Origin of the sequence: Skermania sp. ID1734, assembly GCF_007489285.1 — a bacterium.
Taxonomy (GTDB): domain Bacteria; phylum Actinomycetota; class Actinomycetes; order Mycobacteriales; family Mycobacteriaceae; genus ID1734.
In genome coordinates this window covers 1-18,929 of the sequence record NZ_VLIY01000009.1, presented here as the reverse complement: position 1 = coordinate 18,929, position 18,929 = coordinate 1, and the positions used below count along the sequence as shown (strand labels likewise).

General features: G+C 65.7%; 14 protein-coding genes. 10 read left to right on the top strand and 4 right to left on the bottom strand.

What is annotated here, in order from left to right; translation table 11 throughout:
- Nucleotides 1-595: 595 nt before the first annotated feature.
- From gltB to FOS14_RS12495, 5 genes are all read left to right on the top strand, one after another.
- Nucleotides 596-5,206, top strand: a complete 4,611-nt coding sequence (gltB, locus tag FOS14_RS12515) for a glutamate synthase large subunit (protein ID WP_143771033.1) — start codon at nucleotides 596-598, stop codon at nucleotides 5,204-5,206.
- Nucleotides 5,199-6,665: a glutamate synthase subunit beta gene (locus FOS14_RS12510; RefSeq protein ID WP_143771032.1), complete on the top strand. Its 1,467-nt coding sequence runs from the start codon at nucleotides 5,199-5,201 to the stop codon at nucleotides 6,663-6,665. Before gltB ends, FOS14_RS12510 begins: the two co-directional genes overlap by 8 nt.
- 189 nt (nucleotides 6,666-6,854) lie before the next feature.
- Nucleotides 6,855-7,757, top strand: coding sequence for a cutinase family protein (locus tag FOS14_RS12505; protein WP_143771030.1), 903 nt, complete (start codon nucleotides 6,855-6,857; stop codon nucleotides 7,755-7,757).
- Between the two features lie 108 nt (nucleotides 7,758-7,865).
- Complete coding sequence (locus tag FOS14_RS12500; RefSeq protein WP_185981747.1) at nucleotides 7,866-9,044, top strand: OmpA family protein; 1,179 nt, start codon at nucleotides 7,866-7,868, stop codon at nucleotides 9,042-9,044.
- A 13-nt stretch (nucleotides 9,045-9,057) separates the two neighbouring features.
- Nucleotides 9,058-9,630 (top strand): hypothetical protein, encoded by a 573-nt coding sequence (locus FOS14_RS12495; protein ID WP_143771026.1) that lies wholly within the window; start codon nucleotides 9,058-9,060, stop codon nucleotides 9,628-9,630.
- A gap of 146 nt (nucleotides 9,631-9,776) precedes the next feature.
- On the opposite strand, the gene FOS14_RS12490 is transcribed toward FOS14_RS12495, so the two are convergent.
- Entirely contained in the window at nucleotides 9,777-10,394 is a 618-nt protein-coding gene (locus tag FOS14_RS12490; protein WP_143771024.1) for a histidine phosphatase family protein, read from the bottom strand.
- 48 nt (nucleotides 10,395-10,442) lie between these two features.
- On the opposite strand from FOS14_RS12490, the gene FOS14_RS12485 reads away from it, so the two are divergent.
- Complete coding sequence (locus tag FOS14_RS12485; RefSeq protein ID WP_143771287.1) at nucleotides 10,443-11,024, top strand: maleylpyruvate isomerase family mycothiol-dependent enzyme; 582 nt, start codon at nucleotides 10,443-10,445, stop codon at nucleotides 11,022-11,024.
- 54 nt (nucleotides 11,025-11,078) lie between these two features.
- On the opposite strand, the gene lysX is transcribed toward FOS14_RS12485, so the two are convergent.
- Entirely contained in the window at nucleotides 11,079-14,291 is a 3,213-nt protein-coding gene (gene lysX, locus FOS14_RS12480) for a bifunctional lysylphosphatidylglycerol synthetase/lysine--tRNA ligase LysX (protein WP_370512230.1), read from the bottom strand.
- Nucleotides 14,292-14,520: 229 nt separating this feature from the next.
- Between lysX and FOS14_RS12475 the strand changes: the two genes are divergently transcribed.
- The 4 genes from FOS14_RS12475 (at nucleotide 14,521) to FOS14_RS12460 (ending at nucleotide 18,059) form a co-directional block, all read left to right on the top strand.
- On the top strand, nucleotides 14,521-14,736 hold the full coding sequence (locus tag FOS14_RS12475) for an RNA-binding S4 domain-containing protein (protein WP_143771022.1): 216 nt from the start codon (nucleotides 14,521-14,523) through the stop codon (nucleotides 14,734-14,736).
- Between the two features lie 129 nt (nucleotides 14,737-14,865).
- Nucleotides 14,866-15,663 (top strand): hypothetical protein, encoded by a 798-nt coding sequence (locus FOS14_RS12470; protein ID WP_143771021.1) that lies wholly within the window; start codon nucleotides 14,866-14,868, stop codon nucleotides 15,661-15,663.
- A 133-nt stretch (nucleotides 15,664-15,796) separates the two neighbouring features.
- Complete coding sequence (locus FOS14_RS12465) at nucleotides 15,797-17,314, top strand: molybdopterin-dependent oxidoreductase (protein ID WP_143771019.1); 1,518 nt, start codon at nucleotides 15,797-15,799, stop codon at nucleotides 17,312-17,314.
- 109 nt (nucleotides 17,315-17,423) lie between these two features.
- Nucleotides 17,424-18,059 (top strand): fasciclin domain-containing protein, encoded by a 636-nt coding sequence (locus FOS14_RS12460; protein WP_143771017.1) that lies wholly within the window; start codon nucleotides 17,424-17,426, stop codon nucleotides 18,057-18,059.
- A gap of 22 nt (nucleotides 18,060-18,081) precedes the next feature.
- Here FOS14_RS12460 and rraA read toward each other — a convergent pair whose 3' ends face one another.
- Together rraA and FOS14_RS12450 are read right to left on the bottom strand one after the other, a co-directional pair.
- The gene (rraA, locus tag FOS14_RS12455) at nucleotides 18,082-18,561 is read right to left on the bottom strand and encodes a ribonuclease E activity regulator RraA (protein ID WP_143771015.1); all 480 of its coding nucleotides are present in this window, start codon (nucleotides 18,559-18,561) and stop codon (nucleotides 18,082-18,084) included.
- Between the two features lie 167 nt (nucleotides 18,562-18,728).
- Nucleotides 18,729-18,929: transposase (locus tag FOS14_RS12450; protein WP_185981746.1), on the bottom strand; the 201-nt coding region annotated here is incomplete at its 5' end.

The following is an 18,929-nucleotide window of genomic DNA, read 5'->3' as shown; positions in this document are numbered from 1 at the left end:
CAGCGGAAGTCCCAGCGTGACAGATCGCCGACGTGCTGCGCGAATCTTTACTGACGACTTGTGCTTAGTTTCACAATCGCCAATTCGGCCCTGAACGGCGGGTCACCAGCTGCAGCCACGATGTCTGCATACGGCGACGTTCAGCTACACTGGCGACGAGTCGATGAGCGGCGAAACTACGCCGAGAAGCCCAGCTAGACCACCTAATGAGCAAGCCCTGAGTTGGTACTGACACCCAGTTCTGACTTATCGTTTCTTCTTATGCCGAACGTAGGGGTTGCACCGGCCGGACTTCTCGCGAGTCCTGCACTGATGCTCCTCGGCGGCGTTCGGCACACAATGTTGATGAAACGGCGTTGTCGAAAGCGACGTTGTTGAGCACGCGAAGCTTCGGCGCGTCGGAGTCCTAGCCTAACGGCAGGCCCGCACAGACGCCGCAGGACGCGTGCGCGTGTCGGTGACCACGCTCGTCGTGGCCAGGCCAGCAAAGTTGCTGGAAATCGAGAAGATTGGCAGTCGTCTTGGCAGGGCACCAACCCGCTAACCGAAGGCCGCTGATGTAAAGGCAGTTGATGAGGGAAGAGGCATGAAGGGCATGAAGCAGCTTCCAGGCCACCGGGTACCCGGTCCGCAAGGCCTCTATGACCCCGCGTACGAGCACGACGCCTGTGGCGTGGCATTCGTCGTGGACATGCATGGTCGCCGCAGCCGCGACATCGTCGACAAGGCGATCACCGCCCTGGTCAACCTCGAACATCGCGGCGCTGCCGGAGCCGAGCCGAACACCGGTGACGGCGCGGGAATCCTGATCCAGGTTCCGGACAAGTTCTTCCGTGCCGTCGTCGACTTCGAACTGCCGCCCGAAGGCTCTTACGTCACCGGCGTCGCATTCCTGCCGCAGGCTCGCGCCGAGGCCGCCAAGGCCGCGATCGGCGTCGAGCAGATCGTCAAAGAAGAAGGCATGGAGGTCATCGGCTGGCGCGAGGTGCCGGTCGACGATTCCTCGCTGGGCGCCCTCGCCCGGGACGCGATGCCGACGTTCCGTCAGGTGTTCATCGGCTCCCGCTCCGGATCGCGCGCGCCGTTGACGGGCATGGAGCTCGAACGCCGCGCCTACGTGATCCGCAAGCGCGCCGAACACGAACTGGGCACTGATGGCGCCGGCCGCGGTTCCACCGGCCGGGAGTCCGTTTACTTCCCGAGCCTGTCTGGCAAGACGTTCGTCTACAAGGGCATGCTCACCACGCCGCAGCTCAAAGGCTTCTACCTCGACCTGCAGGACGAGCGCCTCGAGAGTGCGCTCGGGCTGGTGCACTCGCGCTTTTCCACCAACACCTTCCCGTCGTGGCCGCTGGCGCACCCGTTCCGCCGCGTCGCCCACAACGGTGAAATCAACACGGTCACCGGCAACGAGAACTGGATGCGCGCCCGCGAGGCGCTCATCGAGTCCAACGTGTTCGGCGAAGGCAAGCTGGAAAAGATCTTCCCGGTCTGTACTCCGGGTGCCAGCGACACCGCCCGCTTCGACGAGGTGCTGGAATTGCTGCACCTTGGCGGCCGCAGCCTCCCGCACGCCGTGCTCATGATGATTCCCGAGGCGTGGGAGCGCCACGAGAGCATGGACCCGGCCCGCCGCGCCTTCTACCGCTACCACTCGACGCTGATGGAGCCGTGGGACGGCCCGGCGTCGGTCACCTTCACCGATGGCACGGTCGTGGGCGCGGTCCTCGACCGTAATGGCCTGCGCCCGAGCCGGATCTGGGTCACCGACGACGGCCTTGTGGTGATGGCCTCGGAGGTCGGTGTCCTCGACATCGATCCGTCCAAGGTGGTCAAGAAGATCCGCCTGCAGCCGGGTCGGATGTTCCTCGTCGACACCGCGCAAGGCCGCATCGTCGACGACGCCGAGATCAAGGCCCAGCTCGCCGCCGAGCATCCCTATCAGGAGTGGCTGGACCGGGGCCTGTTGCACCTCGACGAGCTGCCGGACCGGCCGCACGTGCACATGACGCACGACAGGGTGCTCATTCGGCAGCAGATCTTCGGCTACACGACCGAAGAACTGAACATCCTGGTGTCGCCCATGGCTAAGACCGGCGCCGAGGCAATTGGTTCGATGGGTACCGACACCCCCATTGCCGTTTTGTCGGCCCGCTCACGGCTGCTGTTCGACTACTTCCAGCAGCTGTTCGCGCAGGTCACCAACCCGCCGCTCGACGCCATTCGCGAAGAGGTGGTGACCAGCCTCGGCGGCACGGTCGGTCCCGAGAGCGACCTGCTCAACCCGGGCCCAGAGTCGTGCAAGCAGATTGTGGTGTCGCAGCCGATCCTGCACAACGACGACCTGGCCAAGCTGATCCACATCAACGATGACGGAGAGCAGGGCGCGCTCCGGTCGGTGGTGGTTCGCGGCCTGTACCCGGTCGCCGAGGGCGGCGCGGGTCTGCGGGATGCCCTGCAGGCGGTGCAGGCTCAGGTGAGCGCCGCCATCGAGGGCGGCGCGCGGATCGTCATCCTGTCCGACCGGGAGTCGAACGAGAAGCTGGCGCCGATTCCGTCGCTGCTGCTGACTGCGGCGGTACATCACCACCTGGTCCGGGAGCGCACGCGTACCAAGGTCGGCCTGATCATCGAGGCTGGCGACGCCCGCGAAGTGCACCACATGGCCACGCTGGTCGGCTTCGGCGCCGCGGCGGTGAACCCGTACATGGCCTTTGAGTCGATCGAGGACATGTTGGAGCGCGGCCAGCTGAGCGGTGTGGACTACGACACCGCGGTCAAGAACTACATCAAGGCCGCCGGCAAGGGCGTGCTCAAGGTGATGTCCAAGATGGGCATCTCGACCCTGGCCTCCTACACGGGCGCGCAGCTGTTCCAGGTGCTCGGCCTGTCCCAGGAGTTGGTGGACGAGTACTTCACCGGGCTGCGCTCGCATCTCGGCGGTATTGGTCTCGACGAGATCGCCGCGGATGTGGCGAAGCGCCACGCGACCGCGTACCTCGAGAACCGACAGGAGCGCGCGCACCGCGAGCTCGAGATCGGTGGCGAATACCAGTGGCGCCGCGAGGGCGAGTACCACCTGTTCAATCCGGACACGGTGTTCAAGCTGCAGCACGCGACGCGCACGGGCCAGTACAAGATCTTCAAGGAGTACACCAAGCTCGTCGACGATCAGTCGGAGCGCTTGGCGTCGCTGCGTGGGTTGTTCCGGTTCAAGACCGAAGACCGCAAGCCCATCCCGATCGAGGAGGTCGAGCCCGCATCGGAGATCGTCAAGCGGTTCTCCACCGGTGCGATGAGCTACGGCTCCATCTCGGCGGAGGCGCACGAGACGCTCGCGATTGCCATGAACCGCCTGGGTGGCCGGTCGAACTCCGGTGAGGGCGGCGAGAACCCGCTGCGTTTCGAGCCGGACGAGAACGGTGACTGGCGGCGCAGCGCGATCAAGCAGGTGGCTTCGGGTCGCTTCGGGGTGACCGCGCACTACCTGACCAACTGCACCGACATCCAGATCAAGATGGCCCAGGGTGCCAAGCCCGGCGAGGGCGGTCAGCTGCCGGCGCACAAGGTGTACCCGTGGGTGGCCGAGGTGCGACACTCGACGCCGGGTGTCGGCCTCATCTCGCCGCCGCCGCACCACGACATCTACTCGATCGAGGACCTGGCGCAGCTGATTCACGACCTGAAGAACGCGAACCCGGCTGCTCGGATTCACGTGAAACTTGTCGCGGAGCCCGGTGTCGGCACTGTTGCCGCCGGTGTTTCCAAGGCGCACGCCGACGTGGTGCTCATCTCCGGGCACGATGGCGGCACCGGCGCGTCGCCGCTGACCTCGCTGAAGCACGCGGGCGGACCGTGGGAACTCGGCCTGGCCGAGACGCAGCAGACGCTGCTCCTCAACGGCCTGCGCGACCGCATCGTCGTGCAGGTGGACGGCCAGATGAAGACGGGCCGCGACGTCATGATCGCCGCACTGCTCGGCGCCGAGGAGTACGGCTTTGCCACTGCGCCGCTGGTGGTTTCGGGTTGCATCATGATGCGCGTGTGCCACCTCGACACCTGCCCGGTGGGCGTGGCGACCCAGAACCCGGTGCTGCGCAAGCGGTTTACCGGCAAGCCGGAGTTCGTCGAGAACTTCTTCCTGTTCATCGCCGAGGAGGTGCGAGAACTGTTGGCACAGCTCGGTTTCCGCACCTTGAACGAGGCGATCGGCCAGGTGCAGCTGCTCGACACCACCAAGGCGAAGGAGACCTGGAAGGCGTCCAAGCTCGACCTGTCGCCGATCCTGGACGACCCGGAAACCGCGTTCATGAGCCAGGACCGCTACTGCACCGGCGTGCAGGACCACGGCCTGGACAAGGCGCTGGACCAGCAGTTGATCGTGCAAAGCCGCGACGCGCTCGACCGCGGTCAGCCGGTGAAGTTCGAAACAAAGATCACCAACGTCAACCGCACCGTCGGCACGATGCTCGGTCACGAGGTGACCAAGCTCTATGGCGGTACCGGACTGCCGGACGACACCATCGACATCACGTTCACTGGGTCCGCCGGTAACAGCTTCGGTGCCTTCGTGCCGGCCGGTATCACGCTGCGGGTGTTCGGTGACGCGAACGACTATGTGGGCAAGGGGCTTTCGGGCGGACACATCGTGCTGCGCCCGCCGCTCGACGCGCCCGCAGACTTCGTCGCGGAGCAGAACATCATCGCGGGCAACGTAATCGGCTTCGGCGCCACCAACGGTGAGATGTTCATCCGTGGTGTGGTGGGCGAGCGGTTCTGCGTCCGCAACTCGGGTGTCACGGCGGTAGTCGAGGGCGTGGGCGACCACGGCTGCGAGTACATGACCGGCGGCAAGGTTGTGGTGCTGGGCTCGACGGGGCGCAACTTCGGCGCTGGCATGTCCGGCGGCGTGGCCTACGTGTTCAATGCGGACCGGACGTTCGAGGCGAACCTCAACACCGAGTTGGTGGACCTCGAGGATTTGCAGAGCGAGGACTACAGCTGGCTCAAGTCGATCATCACCCGGCACCGTGACGAGACCGGTTCCGTTGTGGCCGACCGCATTCTGAGCGACTGGTCGCAGCAGGTGAACCATTTCGTCAAGGTGATGCCGCGCGATTACAAGAAGGTTCTGCTGGCGATTTCGGACGCGGAGAAGACGGGCCGGAACGTGGACGAAGCAATCATGGAGGCGGCACGTGGGTGACCCGAGCGGATTTCTGAAGCACGCGTCGCGTGAGTTGCCGGTTCGCCGGCCCGTCCCGCTGCGTTTGCTGGACTGGAAAGAGGTCTACGAAGACTTCGCCACCGATACGCTGCGTGACCAGGCCAGTCGTTGCATGGACTGCGGTATCCCGTTCTGCCACAACGGTTGCCCGCTCGGCAATCTGATTCCGGAGTGGAACGACCTGGTCTACCGGGACAACTGGCGCGAGGCGATCGAACGGTTGCACGCGACCAACAACTTTCCGGACTTCACCGGTCGGCTGTGCCCGGCGCCGTGCGAGGCATCCTGCGTGCTGGGGATCAACCAGGATCCGGTGACCATCAAGCAGGTCGAGGTCGAGATCATCGACCGCGCCTTCGATGAGGGCTGGGTGCAACCGGTGTACCCGACGCGGTTGACCGGCAAGAAGGTGGCAGTTGTCGGTTCGGGTCCCGCGGGTCTGGCGGCCGCGCAGCAGTTGACGCGCGCCGGCCACACGGTGACCGTCTTCGAGCGTGCAGACCGCATCGGCGGACTGCTGCGCTACGGCATCCCCGAGTTCAAGATGGAAAAGCGCCACATCGAGCGTCGGTTGGCGCAGATGAAGGCCGAGGGCACGGTGTTCCGCACCGGCGTGAATGTAGGTGTCGACATCACGGCTGCGCAACTACGCGAGGAATTCGACGCGGTTGTGCTCGCCGGTGGTGCGACCGAGGCGCGCGACCTGAAGATCCCGGGCCGGGAACTGGACGGCATTCACCAGGCGATGGAGTACCTGCCCTGGGCCAACCGCGTGCAGGAAGGCGACAACGTCACCGACGAGAACGGCCTGCCACCGATTCACGCGCACGGTAAGCGCGTGGTGATCATCGGCGGCGGTGACACCGGTGCCGACTGCCTGGGCACCGCCCATCGGCAGGGCGCGGTAAGCGTGCACCAGTTCGAGATCATGCCGCGGCCACCGGAACAGCGTCACGAATCCACCCCGTGGCCGACCTACCCGCTCATGTACCGGGTGTCCTCGGCCCACGAGGAGGGCGGCGAGCGGGTGTTCTCGGTGAACACCGAGCGTTTCGTCGGCGAGGACGGCCACGTCACCGGGCTCGAAGCGCATGAGGTAAAGATGGTCAACGGCCGCTTCGAGAAGGTCGAGGGCTCCGATTTCACCCTCGACGCCGATCTGGTGTTGTTGGCCATGGGCTTCGTCGGACCGGAGAAGCCGGGCCTGCTCGACAGTCTGGGCGTCGAGTACACCGACCGCGGCAACGTCCAGCGCGACAATGATTGGCGCACAACGGTCGACGGCGTGTTCGTCGCGGGTGACATGGGTCGCGGCCAGTCGCTGATCGTGTGGGCCATCGCGGAAGGCCGGGCGTGCGCGGCAGCGGTGGACTCATACCTCGAAGGTGTGACCGCCTTGCCGGCTCCGATCGTGCCCACTGCCGCGCCGCAGCGGTAAATGAGATAGCGAAATAACCTGCCGCCGTGGCGGTCCGACGTTCTGTCGGCGAGCCACTATATCGTTATGTTGCCGACGCGAGATCTCGGTAACGTTTGGCTATCGCGCGTTCATAAACAGGTATCAATACGGGCACTAAGCGTCGGCTGGTTGGTTATTCGTGCAGGGATTTACGCACCTGGAGGGCGGATGCGACCAAAGTCGTTAGCGGGGGCTGTGCTGGCCCTGCTTTTGATGACCACGGGACTCGTTGTAGGCGCCGCGTCCGCGCAGGCGCAACCGGGTTGCCCCAGTTTGTATGTGGTGGCGATTCCGGGCACGTGGGAGACCTCGGACCGGGGGCCGTCGAAACCGGGAATGTTGACCTGGGCCACCAACGGGCTGCCGCCGAACATCGAAGTCGGCTACGTCAACTACGCGGCGACCGCTTTCCCGTGGGAAGGTGAGATTTACGGCCGTTCCAAGCGGGAAGCGACCGACAATGCGAGCGGCATGATCGCCGCGATGGCCCAGCGCTGTGCGAACACCAAGATGGCGGTGATCGGCTACAGCCAGGGGGCCGACGCGGCCGGGGATCTCGCAGCCGAGTTGGGTTCCGGGCTCGGTCCGGTGCTGCCGAATCGGGTTGCCGCCGTAGGTTTGGTCTCCGATCCGCGTCGCTCGCCCGCCGATGTGCTGGTGGGTCCGCCGGTCGGTGGCGCCGGTGCGGGCGGGCCGCGGATCGGCGGGTTCGGCTTTCTCAGCGGTGTAGTCAAGACCTTCTGCGCGCCCGGCGACCTGTACTGCTCGACCGCACGGGATGACTTTGTGATGCGGTTCGCCGGATTCCTCGCCCAGACCTCCGATCCCAACCCAGCCCAGATCTGGCGCTACCAGTTGGAAGCGAACGCGATCTATGGCGATTTGCAAGCCAGCGGTGGGATTCCGGTGCTGCAGAACCAATTGACGGACCAGGCGAATCAACAGCGCGGACGGCAATTGGAAGCGTTCTACCGGTCACAGGTCCATCAGGATTACAACGCGTTTGTGGTGGATTCGTACGGCGAGTCGGCAACTACCTACCTGCACAACTGGTTGATTCGGGTCGCCTGACGGCCGCGGGCGAGGTTGTGATCTCGACACGGATCGCGCCGATTCTGCTGTGCGTGTCGCCGCCGGATGCTACTAGTCGAGAAGCAAGCTCGAGCCAGGATGGTGACGATGACCAATGCAGGGCCGGATCCGGCGGCGCCGGAACCGCGGGAGCCGGCGCGCCGGCGAACGACGATCACGCGCTACTCCTCGCGGATGCTCTGGTTGCCGCTGCTGCTCGCCGCCATCATCGTGCCGCTGATTCTTGCAGCTCTTGCCACCTTTTCGCCGATAGGCGTTCGTGACCACGTCGAGTCACAGCTGACCGACAAGAGCAAGCAGGCGCTGGCCGCGGCCGGCTTCCCGCAAGGGCAGGTGAGCTTCGACGGGCGGGACGCGACGATCACGAACGTGCCGCGGGGCCGGGCCGCCGCGGCCGTCGATGCCGTGGCGCACGTGGACGGTGTCCGGAACGCGCAGGTCCAAACCGGGACCAAGGCGGCGCCTGTCGATATCGCTCTCACTGGCAACCAAATTCTGCTCATCGGCGCGGTGCCCGACCAGGCCGAGCGCGACGCCCTCGTTGCGGCGGCGCAGCACAATGCGTCTGGACGCGAGGTAGTCGATCGACTCGCTGTTTCCCCGGACGCGGCGCCGACAGCGGGTGCTGGGCCGATCGGCGAGATCGTGGCCGCCATGTCCGGGCCAGGTGATCGCAGCATCCGCATCGGCGCGAACACGATGACCCTGACCGGCACGGTGGGATCCGACCAGGAGAAGGCAACCATCGCGGACAAGATCCACCAAGTCCTGCCCGACTCCACGGTGGACAACCAGCTTGCGGTCACTGCGGGCCAAGCGCCCGCGCCGTCGAAGCCCGCGGCCGCCGCACCTGCGCCGCCCGCCACCCCGCCGCCGCCCCCACCAGCGGCCGGCTATGACAAGGCCGCCCTGCAAAAGCAGATCAACGACGCGATAGCCGGCGGTGCCATCAGCTTCCAACCCGATACCGCGACGCTCACCGCATCGGGCAACGCGGCGGTGCAACGAGTCGCTGACATCCTGCGTGCCACGCCCGCCGCGCGGATCGAGGTCGACGGTTTTGTCGCCGACACCGGTGGCTCGGAGAGCGAAGCAAAGTCCTTGAGCGAGCAACGCGCCGTTGCGGTCAAGGATCGACTTGCTTCGATGGGTATCGACCCGAACCGGATGACCGCCCTGGGCTTCGGCACCAGCCGACCGATCGCCCCGAACAACACCGCCGCCGGGCTAGCGGCCAACCGCCGCGTCGAGATAGTCGTTCTGTAGGAAGGCGTCCCACATGGGTTACCTATTCGGCCAGATCTGGGTCTGGATCGTCATTGCATTCGTGCTAGGCCTGCTCATTGGGCTTGGCCTCGCACTGCTGTTGCGTCGCAAGACAGTCGAAGTGCACGACGAAGAATTGCCCTTCGTCGGCGGGGATGACAGCGAGCCGACGCGGCGATTGAGCGGAACCGATTGGGGCGAGGGCTATCCCGGGCGTGAAGGGCAGCAGGAGTCGTCCGGCGCGCACATTCCCGAGCCCAATAGGCCCGCCCCGCAGGCAGAATCGTTCGACCTGTTCGGCGCGGGACCCGAATCACGGGCGGCGGCCGAACCCGCGGCGGTGCCCGCTGAGTCGTTCGGTCCGCGCCACGACTTCACCGAGCGTCAACCGCACCAGCCGGTTCCGGAGCCGCGCGCTGGCGACGCCAGACACCAAGCGCCACAACAAGAAGCGCGGTCCATGTTCGATCCGTTCCCGTACGACCCCACCGCTGAGCGAGGCGAGGAAGGCGAACCGTTGCCGTACGACGCGCAGACCGGGCCGATCGGGCGGTATCCGCCGGAGCAATCCGGTCCGCGAGAGTAGGGGTTAGTCGCGCCGCAGGGCAGTGCTGACGGCTCGGCTCCCGCTCGCTCCGGTCCAGCGCTGATTGGTCGATTCCGCACCGGCTCCGGTCCTCGCTTCGCTGCGGGTCCTCACCGTTGCTACATCTCCTCGCTTCGCTGCGATCCTCACTCGCTTCGCCGAGCGTTGCGGGGTAGCAAATCCCACACGTGGGCCGTTTCGTTGACCGCCGCGACGGTCCGTCTTCCGTTGCGGGAGAACAGCAGTCGAGTCACCGAGCAGTAGTCGATCGGGAACGCTAGCGGGTCCCGATTACCGAGCACATTCTGGATGTAGGTGTTGATCACCCCGCCGTGGGTGAAGCCGACTACCGTGTCGAGGTGGTCGGTCTCGGCGACGAGGTCATTGACCGCGTCGACGACCCGCTCGACGAACTGCCCGGCATCGATGGCCGCGGGCAGTTGGCCACTTTTGATGCGCGCGTAGGCCTCTGGGAATTCGTCCTTGGCCACCTCGATGGGGATGTAGGCGTGGGCGTGCACGTCGTATTCGGCTAGCCCGTCGACGACATCCACGGGCAACCCTAGTTCGGCGGCGACCGGTTCGGCGGTCTGACGAGCGCGTAGCTGCGGACTGCTGACGACGCGTGTCACGCGGTGCCGGGCAAGGGCCGGCCCGACACGGCTGGCCTGCTGCAGTCCCAGGGGAGCCAGCGCTGGATCGGCGCCGTCGGCCGCGTTGTCCACGCGCAACGGCAGGGCGTGGCGAATCAGGATCAGCTGCACGCCAAACAGCGTCGCACACGCGCGCTATCGTCTGGAGATATGTCGGATATGGCCGAGGCGCAGACACGGGAATACATCGCGGCGGAGCGCCGCGAACTCGCCGAAGTCTTCTCGGCGTTGAGTCCGCAGCAGTGGGAAGCGCCCACACTGTGCGCCGGTTGGCGCCCGCGGGAGGTCCTCGCCCACATCACGATGCAGTACCGCATGTCCATGCCCAGGTTCGCGCTCGAGATGGTGCGCGACCGCGGCAACTTCAACCGGATGGCTGACCGAACCGCCCGGCGCGACGCCGGGCAGTACACGTCCGAAGAACTGGTGGCGCTGCTCGATGCCAATGCCGAGCACCCGTGGCGGCCGCCGGGCGGCGGGTTCGCCGGCGCCCTTTCCCACGATGTGATCCACGGCCTCGACGTCACCGAGGCGCTGGGCCTGGGTCGCAAGGTGCCGCCCGAACGGTTGGCCGTGGTGCTCGGTGGCCTCGGTCAACGGCAGCTGAAGTTCTTCGGCGTCGACCTCACCGGCGTCCGGTTGGAAGCGACCGATATGGACTGGTCGTACGGCGAAGGCGAGCCGTTCAGGGCTCCGGCGCAGCAACTGTTGCTCAAAGTTTCCGGGCGCCGAATTCCGTGACCGGGCGGTTTTCGAGCCAGCAGCGACCGCGATAACCGCAGGGTCAACGACCGGCTAGCGCGGCTTGGCAAGCGGGAATGCCAGGCTGTCGCGGATGCTGCCGCCGGTGATCAGCATGACGATCCGGTCCACACCCATGCCGAGACCGCCGGTGGGCGGCATCGCGTGTTCGAGCGCGCGCAAGAAGTCCTCGTCGAGCTCCATGGCCTCGGCGTCGCCACCGGCGGCGCGCAGCGATTGTTCGGTGAGCCGCTGGCGCTGGTCGACGGGATCGGTCAACTCGCTGTAGGCAGTGCCCAGCTCCATGCCCCACGCCACCAGATCCCACTTCGCGGCGACGCCGGGAATGGTCGGGTGCGGTCGGGTCAGCGGCGACACCGAGGTTGGGAAGTTGGTGTAAAAGGTAGGCAACTCGGTGACAGCCTCGACCAGGTGCTCGTAAAGTTCCTGCACCACCTCGCCCGCATCCCACGTGGATTGGTAGGCAATCTCGTTCGCGTCGCAGAGCCTGCGCAGTTCGGCCAGCGGCGTCTCCGGCGTCACCTCGACGCCGAGCTTTTCCGAGATCGCTTCGTGTACGGGTTTGACCGGCCATTCGCCGGAGATGTCGACCTCGACCAGCTGGCCGTCCTGGCTCGGCCGCATGATCACCGCACGACCGTGCGCGGCCACGGCTGCAGCCTGGATCAGCTCTCGACACAGCACCATCATCCGTTCGTAGTCGCTGTGTGCTTCATACGCCTCGAGGATGGTGAATTCGGGGTTGTGCTTGAAATCGACTCCCTCGTTGCGGAATACCCGACCGATCTCGTACACCTTCTCCATGCCGGCCACACACAGCCGCTTGAGGTACAGCTCGGGCGCGATGCGCAGGTACAGGTCGAGATCGTAGGCATTGATGTGGGTGTGGAACGGTGCCGCGTTGGCTCCGCCGTGTACCTGCTGCAGAATCGGCGTTTCCACCTCGATGAAGGATCGGGCCGCGAGCGTGTCGCGCAGCGACTTCACCACCGCGCTGCGGGCCACCAGCAGCTTGCGGGCATCGGGACGGATCGCAATGTCGACATAGCGCTGCCGCACCCGAGTTTCCGGATCCGACAGGCCTTTCCACTTGTCCGGCAGCGGGTGCAGGCACTTGCCGGTCATCCGCCAATCGGTGGCGAGGAGGGACAGCTCACCGGACTTGCTGCGACCGATGGTGCCGCTGATCTCGATGAGATCACCGAGGTCGAAGGTGTCGGTGAAGGCAGCGCACTTCTCTGCGCCGACCGCCTCCCTTTCGATGAGCAACTGAATGTCGCCGGACCAGTCCCGCAGCAGGGCGAAGACCACGCCGCCGTAGCCGCGGATGCGCAGGATGCGCCCGGCCAACCGCACTCGCGTGCCGACGGGCGCCTGGCACGCTTCAGCCACCGAGTGCGTCGGCGGGTACGCAACGGGATACGGGTCGACGCCGGCCGCGGCGAGTTTGTCCAGTTTGCTCAGCCGGACCCGGACCTGCTCCGGCCGGCGTGGGCCACGCGCCGCCTGCGGCAGCGGCGGCAGATCTGGTGCACTGCCGTCGGCATGCAGCAGCTTGACGGCGGGGAGGTCGGCTGGCACGGCGTTGTGGGTGCCGGTGTGCTTGGTCGCACCGTCGCTTTCGAAGCGGGGGATAAAGCCCTCGGCAATTCCGGAAGCGATACCGACCCGCGGCAGCTCGCGATTGTCCTCGAAGCAGATATAGCGCGGTACCCATGTCGGCTGGTACTTCACGTTTGACCGGTACAGCGCCTCGAGCTGCCACCAGCGCGAGAAGAACAGCAGGATGCTGCGCCACATCCGCAGGATCGGGCCGGCGCCGATGCGGCCGCCCTCTTCGAACACCGAGCGGAACACGGCGAAGTTCAGCGAGATCTTGTTGATGCCGATGTCGCCGGCTGAAAGCGCCAACTCCGACACCATGAACTCCATGACGCCGTTGGGCCCCTTCGGATCGCGGCGCATCAGATCGAGCGATATTCCGGTGCGCCCCCAGGGCACGAACGACAGCATGCCCAGCACCCGCTCGCCGTCGGGAGTGTTCGCCAGGCACTCGACGAGCAGGCAGTCACCGTCCAGGCTGTCGCCGAGGCGGCCGAGTGCCATCGAGAAGCCACGCTCCGTTTCGGTGTCGCGCCAGGCGTCGGCGCGGCCGATGACGGTCGCCATTTCCTCCTTGCTGAGGTCGCGGTGGCGGCGAACGCGGATCGAGAAGTTCTGCTTGCGCAGCCGGTTGACGGCTTGGCGCACCGGCTTCATTTCCGCGCCGTTGAGGTTGAACTCGCGCGGATAAAGGATGGCCTCGTCACCGAGTTGCAAGACGGTCAGCCCGGCACGCTGATAGACCTGCGCGCCGAGCTTGCTGGCGCCCATGACCGCCGGTGCCCAACCGTATTTCTTGGTCAGCGCCAGCCAGGCTTCCACCGCGTGCGGCCAGGCCTCGCGAAGTCCGATGGGGTCGGCGCTGGCCAGACACACCCCGAGCTCGACTCGGTAGGTCACCGCCGCCTTGCCGCTGGGCGCGAAGACAACGGCCTTGTCGCGTCGAGTTGCGAAGTAACCCAGCGAGTCTTCGACGTCGGATCGTTCCAGCAGACCGCGAATGGCTGACTCGTCGGTTCCGGTCAGCGCGTTGGTTGAACGCTGCGACCTGAAGAGGGTGATCACCGCGGCCAGCAGCGCGGTAGCGCCGAACAGGCCGAGCAAGAAGTTCACGAAACCATGCGTGCGGCCGTCGAATTGCTCGTTCTCGATGAACGACAGGGCGGTGACGCGGTTGAGTGCCCAGAAGACGCGTTGCCCCGACGGCAGGGTGCCGGGGAACAATTCGACCAGTCCCCAGCCGAGCAGCGAGCCGATGGCCAGGCCGACGACCAACACGCCCAGCGCTTTCCAGCCCGCGCCGGGACGAACCCTGGTGTAGAACTCGCCGCGGGCCAGTACCAGCAGGCCGATCACCAGCAAGTGCACAGCGAGGGCTATGCCGGCATTTACGTTGTGTTCGGTGACCATTTCCAAGGCGTTGACCAAGGCCAACAGCGCCAGGTAGATGGTCAGCAGCCACCAGGCGATGCGTTTGCGGCTCGACAATGCGCCAGCCAGCAGGACGAGGACCAGCGCCCACGCCAGGCTGGTGTCGGGAGCGTCGAAGTAGTAGTTGTCGATGAACTCGCGCGGCACCCGGGTGAGGTAACGCAGACCGGGCGAGAGGCTCCACAGCAGGCAAACGACCGCGTAGATACCCATGATCGAGCCCGCGATGTGCGGGAACTGCGTGAGGTTGGACCAGCGCCGGGTGCTCGGCTTGGTGGGCTTCGATGTTCTCTGTTGGTCCACTTCTGCGGCAGCGGGTTCGGTCGGGGCGTCGACGATGCTCGGTTTGGGCTCGTCGCTTTTGACGACGCGCGCCCGGACGCCTGGTTGGCTGGAGTTCACGTCCTAGACGTTAGCGCCGGTTCCTGACAATGATGAGGTCATGGCTCGCGAAATAATCCCGATCTCCGGTGATTCGATTCGATTGGGGCAATTTCTCAAGCTGGCCAATCTGATCGACAGCGGAGCGGCGGCAAAGGCCGTGATAACCAGCGGCAATGTGCGGGTCAACGGTGCGGTGGAGACCAGGCGGGGCCACCAGTTGCAGCGAGGTGACGTCGTCACGGTGAGCGGGACGTCCGTCGAGGTTGGCGGCTGATCGCTGGGCGTTCGTTCCGGTTCCGTAACGACAAGCGCGGCCAATTTGCGTGGCTGCACCAAGAATCGCCACACTTGACAGCAATCACAGATGTCACATCAGCAACATCGAGCGCTGTCAGGAGTGCGAATGCTCACGTCGAGGAAGACCCGGTTGACCGCCTACGCCGTTGCGCTGGCAACAAGCGTCGCGATCGCGCTGCCGGGCCTGGCGTCGGCTGACACGCCGAATCCCTCGCCGTTGGCCGCCGCAATCAGCACGCTGACCAGCAACGGTGGTGACAGCTTGAGCCTGCAGGCCGCCGAAGCCATCGACGCTATCGGCAAGAAGAACGCACTCGGCGACGTCCCATCGACGTCTGCGGCGTCGCCCACGGACCTGATGGGCGCTTATCAAACGGCGGTCAAGGCCTTGCAGGCGATGGGCATCAACCCGTTCCTGTACCCGACTGCCGCACCGTTCTGTTCCGGCGGCTCGCCGTTGGGTCTCGCGCCGGCCGTCGCGGGCGCGGTGCCCGGGCCGTGGCCGAACATGCAGGTACTGGGCCAGCCGCTGAACGCCGTCTCCTCGGGGCAAACCCTGTTTGCCTTCGTGCCCGGCGGCATCGCGAAGGACGGCGCCGATACCTCAGGCATGCAGGTCGCGTGGTTCAACGTCAACACATTCCAGGGCGGTTTCGTGCCGATGGGCACGCTGGGCGATGTGGCCAAGAGTGCTGTGCCGGGTGGGATTCCGGCCGAGCTGCAGCCTGTGGTCGCCGGGGCGATCAGCAACTTCCTGAACTCGGTGGTGCCGCTCGGCGGTGTGCGGGCGGTTCCGGTGCAGACCGGCTCGGGCACGGTGCTTGCGGCGATCTTCGGGACCGTCCAGAACGGTGCCAGTTCCTGCTTCTTCCTGCCGACGGTGGGCATCACCACCGTCAAATAGGTCTTCGGGCGAGTGGCGCGGGTCCGGGCTGATGGCCTTGGCCCGCACCACGACCTATAACTCGCCGATGCTCAATCTGGCGCACCCACCGCACCGAACTCCCCTCTGTCACAGTATCAGTGAGGAGCATTCGATGGCGGCACAGGTTCGAAGCCGGGCGGCCGGTGTCATCGCCGGACTAGCGGCCGGTGCGGTGGTACTCGGCGTGGGGCAGTTGGTGGCGGCGCTGATAGATCCCGCCTCGGCGCCGTTTTATGTCCTCGGTGCGACCGTCATAGACCGGACTCCGCAGGGGGTGCGGGAAGGGATCATCGGGCGCTTCGGCAGCAAAGACAAGCTCGTGCTGTACTGCTGCCTCGGAGTCGGCGCGGCCGTTTTGAGCGCGGTGGTCGGTCTCGTGGAGCGGCGTCGCCCGGCGGGCAGTGCCATGTTGGCTGTTCTCGGCATCGCTGTCGCCGTCGCAGCGCTGATGCGCCCGGCGGCCACGGGGTGGTTCGTCGCCCCGACAGCGCTCGGCGTTATGGCGGGTATCGGCACATTACGGATCCTGACTGCGGCCGCGGGTCAGGCCGAACCCGCAACCGCCGGGCTCTCGCGCCGCCGCTTCCTTGGACTGTCTGCGGCGGCAGTGACGGTCGCCGTGGCGGCAACAGCCGGCGCGCGCTACGTCGGGAAAACAGCGCGGGATCTCGCCGCTGACCGGCGACGATTCGCCGTGCCCAGCGCAACCGCACGACAGGTACCGCCGGGTGCACGGTTGTCCGTGCCCGGAATTACCAGCTTCCAGACGAGCAACGACGCGTTCTATCGCGTCGACACCGCGTTGCAAATACCGGCCGTGACAGCGGACGACTGGCAGCTACGTATCCACGGACTGGTCGACCGGGAATTGCGGCTGACATTCGACGATCTGCGCCGACACCGCGCGATCGCCCGGATGATCACCTTGACCTGCGTCTCCAATGAGGTCGGCGGCGACTTGGCCGGCAACGCCGTGTGGACCGGGTACCCGTTGGCGGACTTGCTGCACGACGCGGGTGTACGGCCGGACGCCGACATGTTGCTGTCGCGCAGCAGCGACGGCTTCACGGCCGGGACACCGGTCGAGGCCGTGTTGGACGGTCGCGACGCGATGCTGGCAGTGGGGATGAACGGCGAGCCGCTGCCGCTGGAACATGGCTATCCGGCACGACTCGTGGTGCCTGGGCTGTACGGCTACGTATCGGCGACCAAGTGGGTCGTCGATCTAGAACTGACCCGGTTCGACCGTGCGAACGCCTACTGGACCAGTCGGGGTTGGGCCGCGAAGGGGCCGATCAAGATTGCATCACGGATCGACGTCCCGGCCGCGTTCGCGACCGTCGCACCCGGTCGGGTCACCGTCGCGGGTGTGGCCTGGGCGCAGCATCGCGGAATTCGCGCGGTTGAGGTGCAGGTGGACGACGAGCCGTGGCGGCCTGCGGAGCTGGCGCAGGAGTACTCGACTGACACCTGGCGGCAATGGAAGTGGAGCTGGGACGCCCGGCCAGGAACGCACACGTTGCGGGTTCGCGCCACCGATGGCACGGGCACGGTGCAGACGTCCAAGCGTGCGGCCCCGTTCCCAGATGGTGCAAGCGGATGGGCGTCGCGGGTGATTACGGTCGGCTGAGAACTTCGCGGCCATCCGTACGCGCGGTCGCGCCGAATCACTCCCCGACGTCACACCTGCATGGCCTGCACCTACCTCCCCATCCCGAAAACCCAAGGAGCGCAACCTCATGCGTTTACATCGCGGCAGCACTCTGATCGGCATCGCAGCGCTGGCGGTGCTGAGCGTCGCTGGCTGTTCCAGCAACGACAATTCCAGTTCGACGCCGTCCTCGATGCCAGCCGCATCGTCGGCTGCGGCCAGCCCGGCCGCAGATCTGGTGGGTCCCGGCTGCAAGGACTACGCCGCCAACAACCCCAGCGGCCCTGGATCAGTCAACGGCATGGCCCAAGACCCGGTGGCCACCGCCGCCTCGCACAACCCGCTGCTCACCACGCTGGTGGCGGCGTTGTCCGGCAAGGTCAATCCACAAGTGAACCTGGTGGACACCCTCAATGGCGGCCAGTTCACCGTGTTCGCCCCCGTCGACGATGCGTTCAAGAAGATCGACGCAGCGACCATGGACAAGCTGAAGACGGATTCGGCGCTGCTGACCAAAATCCTCACCTACCACGTGGTTCCGGGTCAGCTCTCGCCCAGTCAGATCGACGGTGAACACAAGACGGTCGAAGGCGCCAGCGTCAACGTCACCGGTTCCGGCGACGACCTCAAGGTCAACAACGCGTCGGTGATCTGCGGCGGAGTGAAGACCGCGAACGCCACCGTGTACCTCGTCGATACCGTCTTGATGCCGCCCGCCAGCTAGGACGCTGGAACGGTCCGGGCGCCTAGCCCTCCGCCCGGACCACCACGCCGTCGGGGTCGCTGTACACGATGTCTCCAGGATTGAAAGTCACGCCGCCGATCTCGACAGGGACGTTCTTCTCACCCGAACCGGTTTGGGTGCTCTTGCGGGGGTTCGTGCCGAGCGCCTTGATGCCGATGTCCAAGGTCTGCAGAATCGCCGAATCCCGCACTGCGCCGTTGATAATCACGCCGGACCAACCATTGCTCACTCCGCGGCCGGCAATGATGTCGCCGACCAGCGCAGTGTGGATGCTGCCGCCGCCGTCGACCACCAGTACGCCGCCGTCGCCCGGTTCGCTCAACGTCTGTTTGACCAGCAAGTTGTCCTGGAAGCAGCGAATGGTGGTGATCCGCCCGGCAAAGGTGGCGCGGCCGCCGAACTGGCGAAATTGCGTATCACAGCTGCGGATTTCGGGTCCGATTTCGTCGGCGAGGTCGGCGGTGGCGATGGTTTCGGTCACGGGTCAACATTAGAGGACGTGATACATGGACTCCCCGCACCCAGTGTCCATTCTTGAGCGTTACGTCGAGGGATCCGGGCTGTTGCGCAATTCGGGGCGGGGTGTGATGGGCTGGTGTCGATGGTGCGGGTGTGTGTTCGTCGTCGTGCCCGGTGGGGGCTGGCGGGTTATGCAGTCGCTGGGGTCAGTGCGCCGGTGGTGATGGCTTTGAACAGGTTGTGCACGAGCGCGTGGAAGCTGAATTCGGCTGTGGCTCTGGTTGTTCGGCGGGATGTGAAGCGTTTGAATCCGAGGTTGTGTTTGGCGTGGCCGAACGGGGTTTCGGCGATGTGGCTGCGCTGGTTGTAGAGGGCTTTGCCTTCGGGTGT

Bases quoted from the DNA above. Each gene is read 5' to 3' on its own strand.
- FOS14_RS12460 (WP_143771017.1), top strand. From the start codon at position 17,424: ATGCGTTTACATCGCGGCAGCACTCTGATCGGCATCGCAGCGCTGGCG.
- gltB (WP_143771033.1), top strand. From the start codon at position 596: ATGAAGCAGCTTCCAGGCCACCGGGTACCCGGTCCGCAAGGCCTCTAT.
- FOS14_RS12470 (WP_143771021.1), top strand. From the start codon at position 14,866: ATGCTCACGTCGAGGAAGACCCGGTTGACCGCCTACGCCGTTGCGCTG.
- FOS14_RS12485 (WP_143771287.1), top strand. From the start codon at position 10,443: ATGGCCGAGGCGCAGACACGGGAATACATCGCGGCGGAGCGCCGCGAA.
- FOS14_RS12505 (WP_143771030.1), top strand. From the start codon at position 6,855: ATGCGACCAAAGTCGTTAGCGGGGGCTGTGCTGGCCCTGCTTTTGATG.
- FOS14_RS12475 (WP_143771022.1), top strand. From the start codon at position 14,521: ATGGCTCGCGAAATAATCCCGATCTCCGGTGATTCGATTCGATTGGGG.
- FOS14_RS12495 (WP_143771026.1), top strand. From the start codon at position 9,058: ATGGGTTACCTATTCGGCCAGATCTGGGTCTGGATCGTCATTGCATTC.
- lysX (WP_370512230.1), bottom strand. From the start codon at position 14,291: ATGGGTATCTACGCGGTCGTTTGCCTGCTGTGGAGCCTCTCGCCCGGT.
- FOS14_RS12500 (WP_185981747.1), top strand. From the start codon at position 7,866: ATGACCAATGCAGGGCCGGATCCGGCGGCGCCGGAACCGCGGGAGCCG.
- FOS14_RS12465 (WP_143771019.1), top strand. From the start codon at position 15,797: ATGGCGGCACAGGTTCGAAGCCGGGCGGCCGGTGTCATCGCCGGACTA.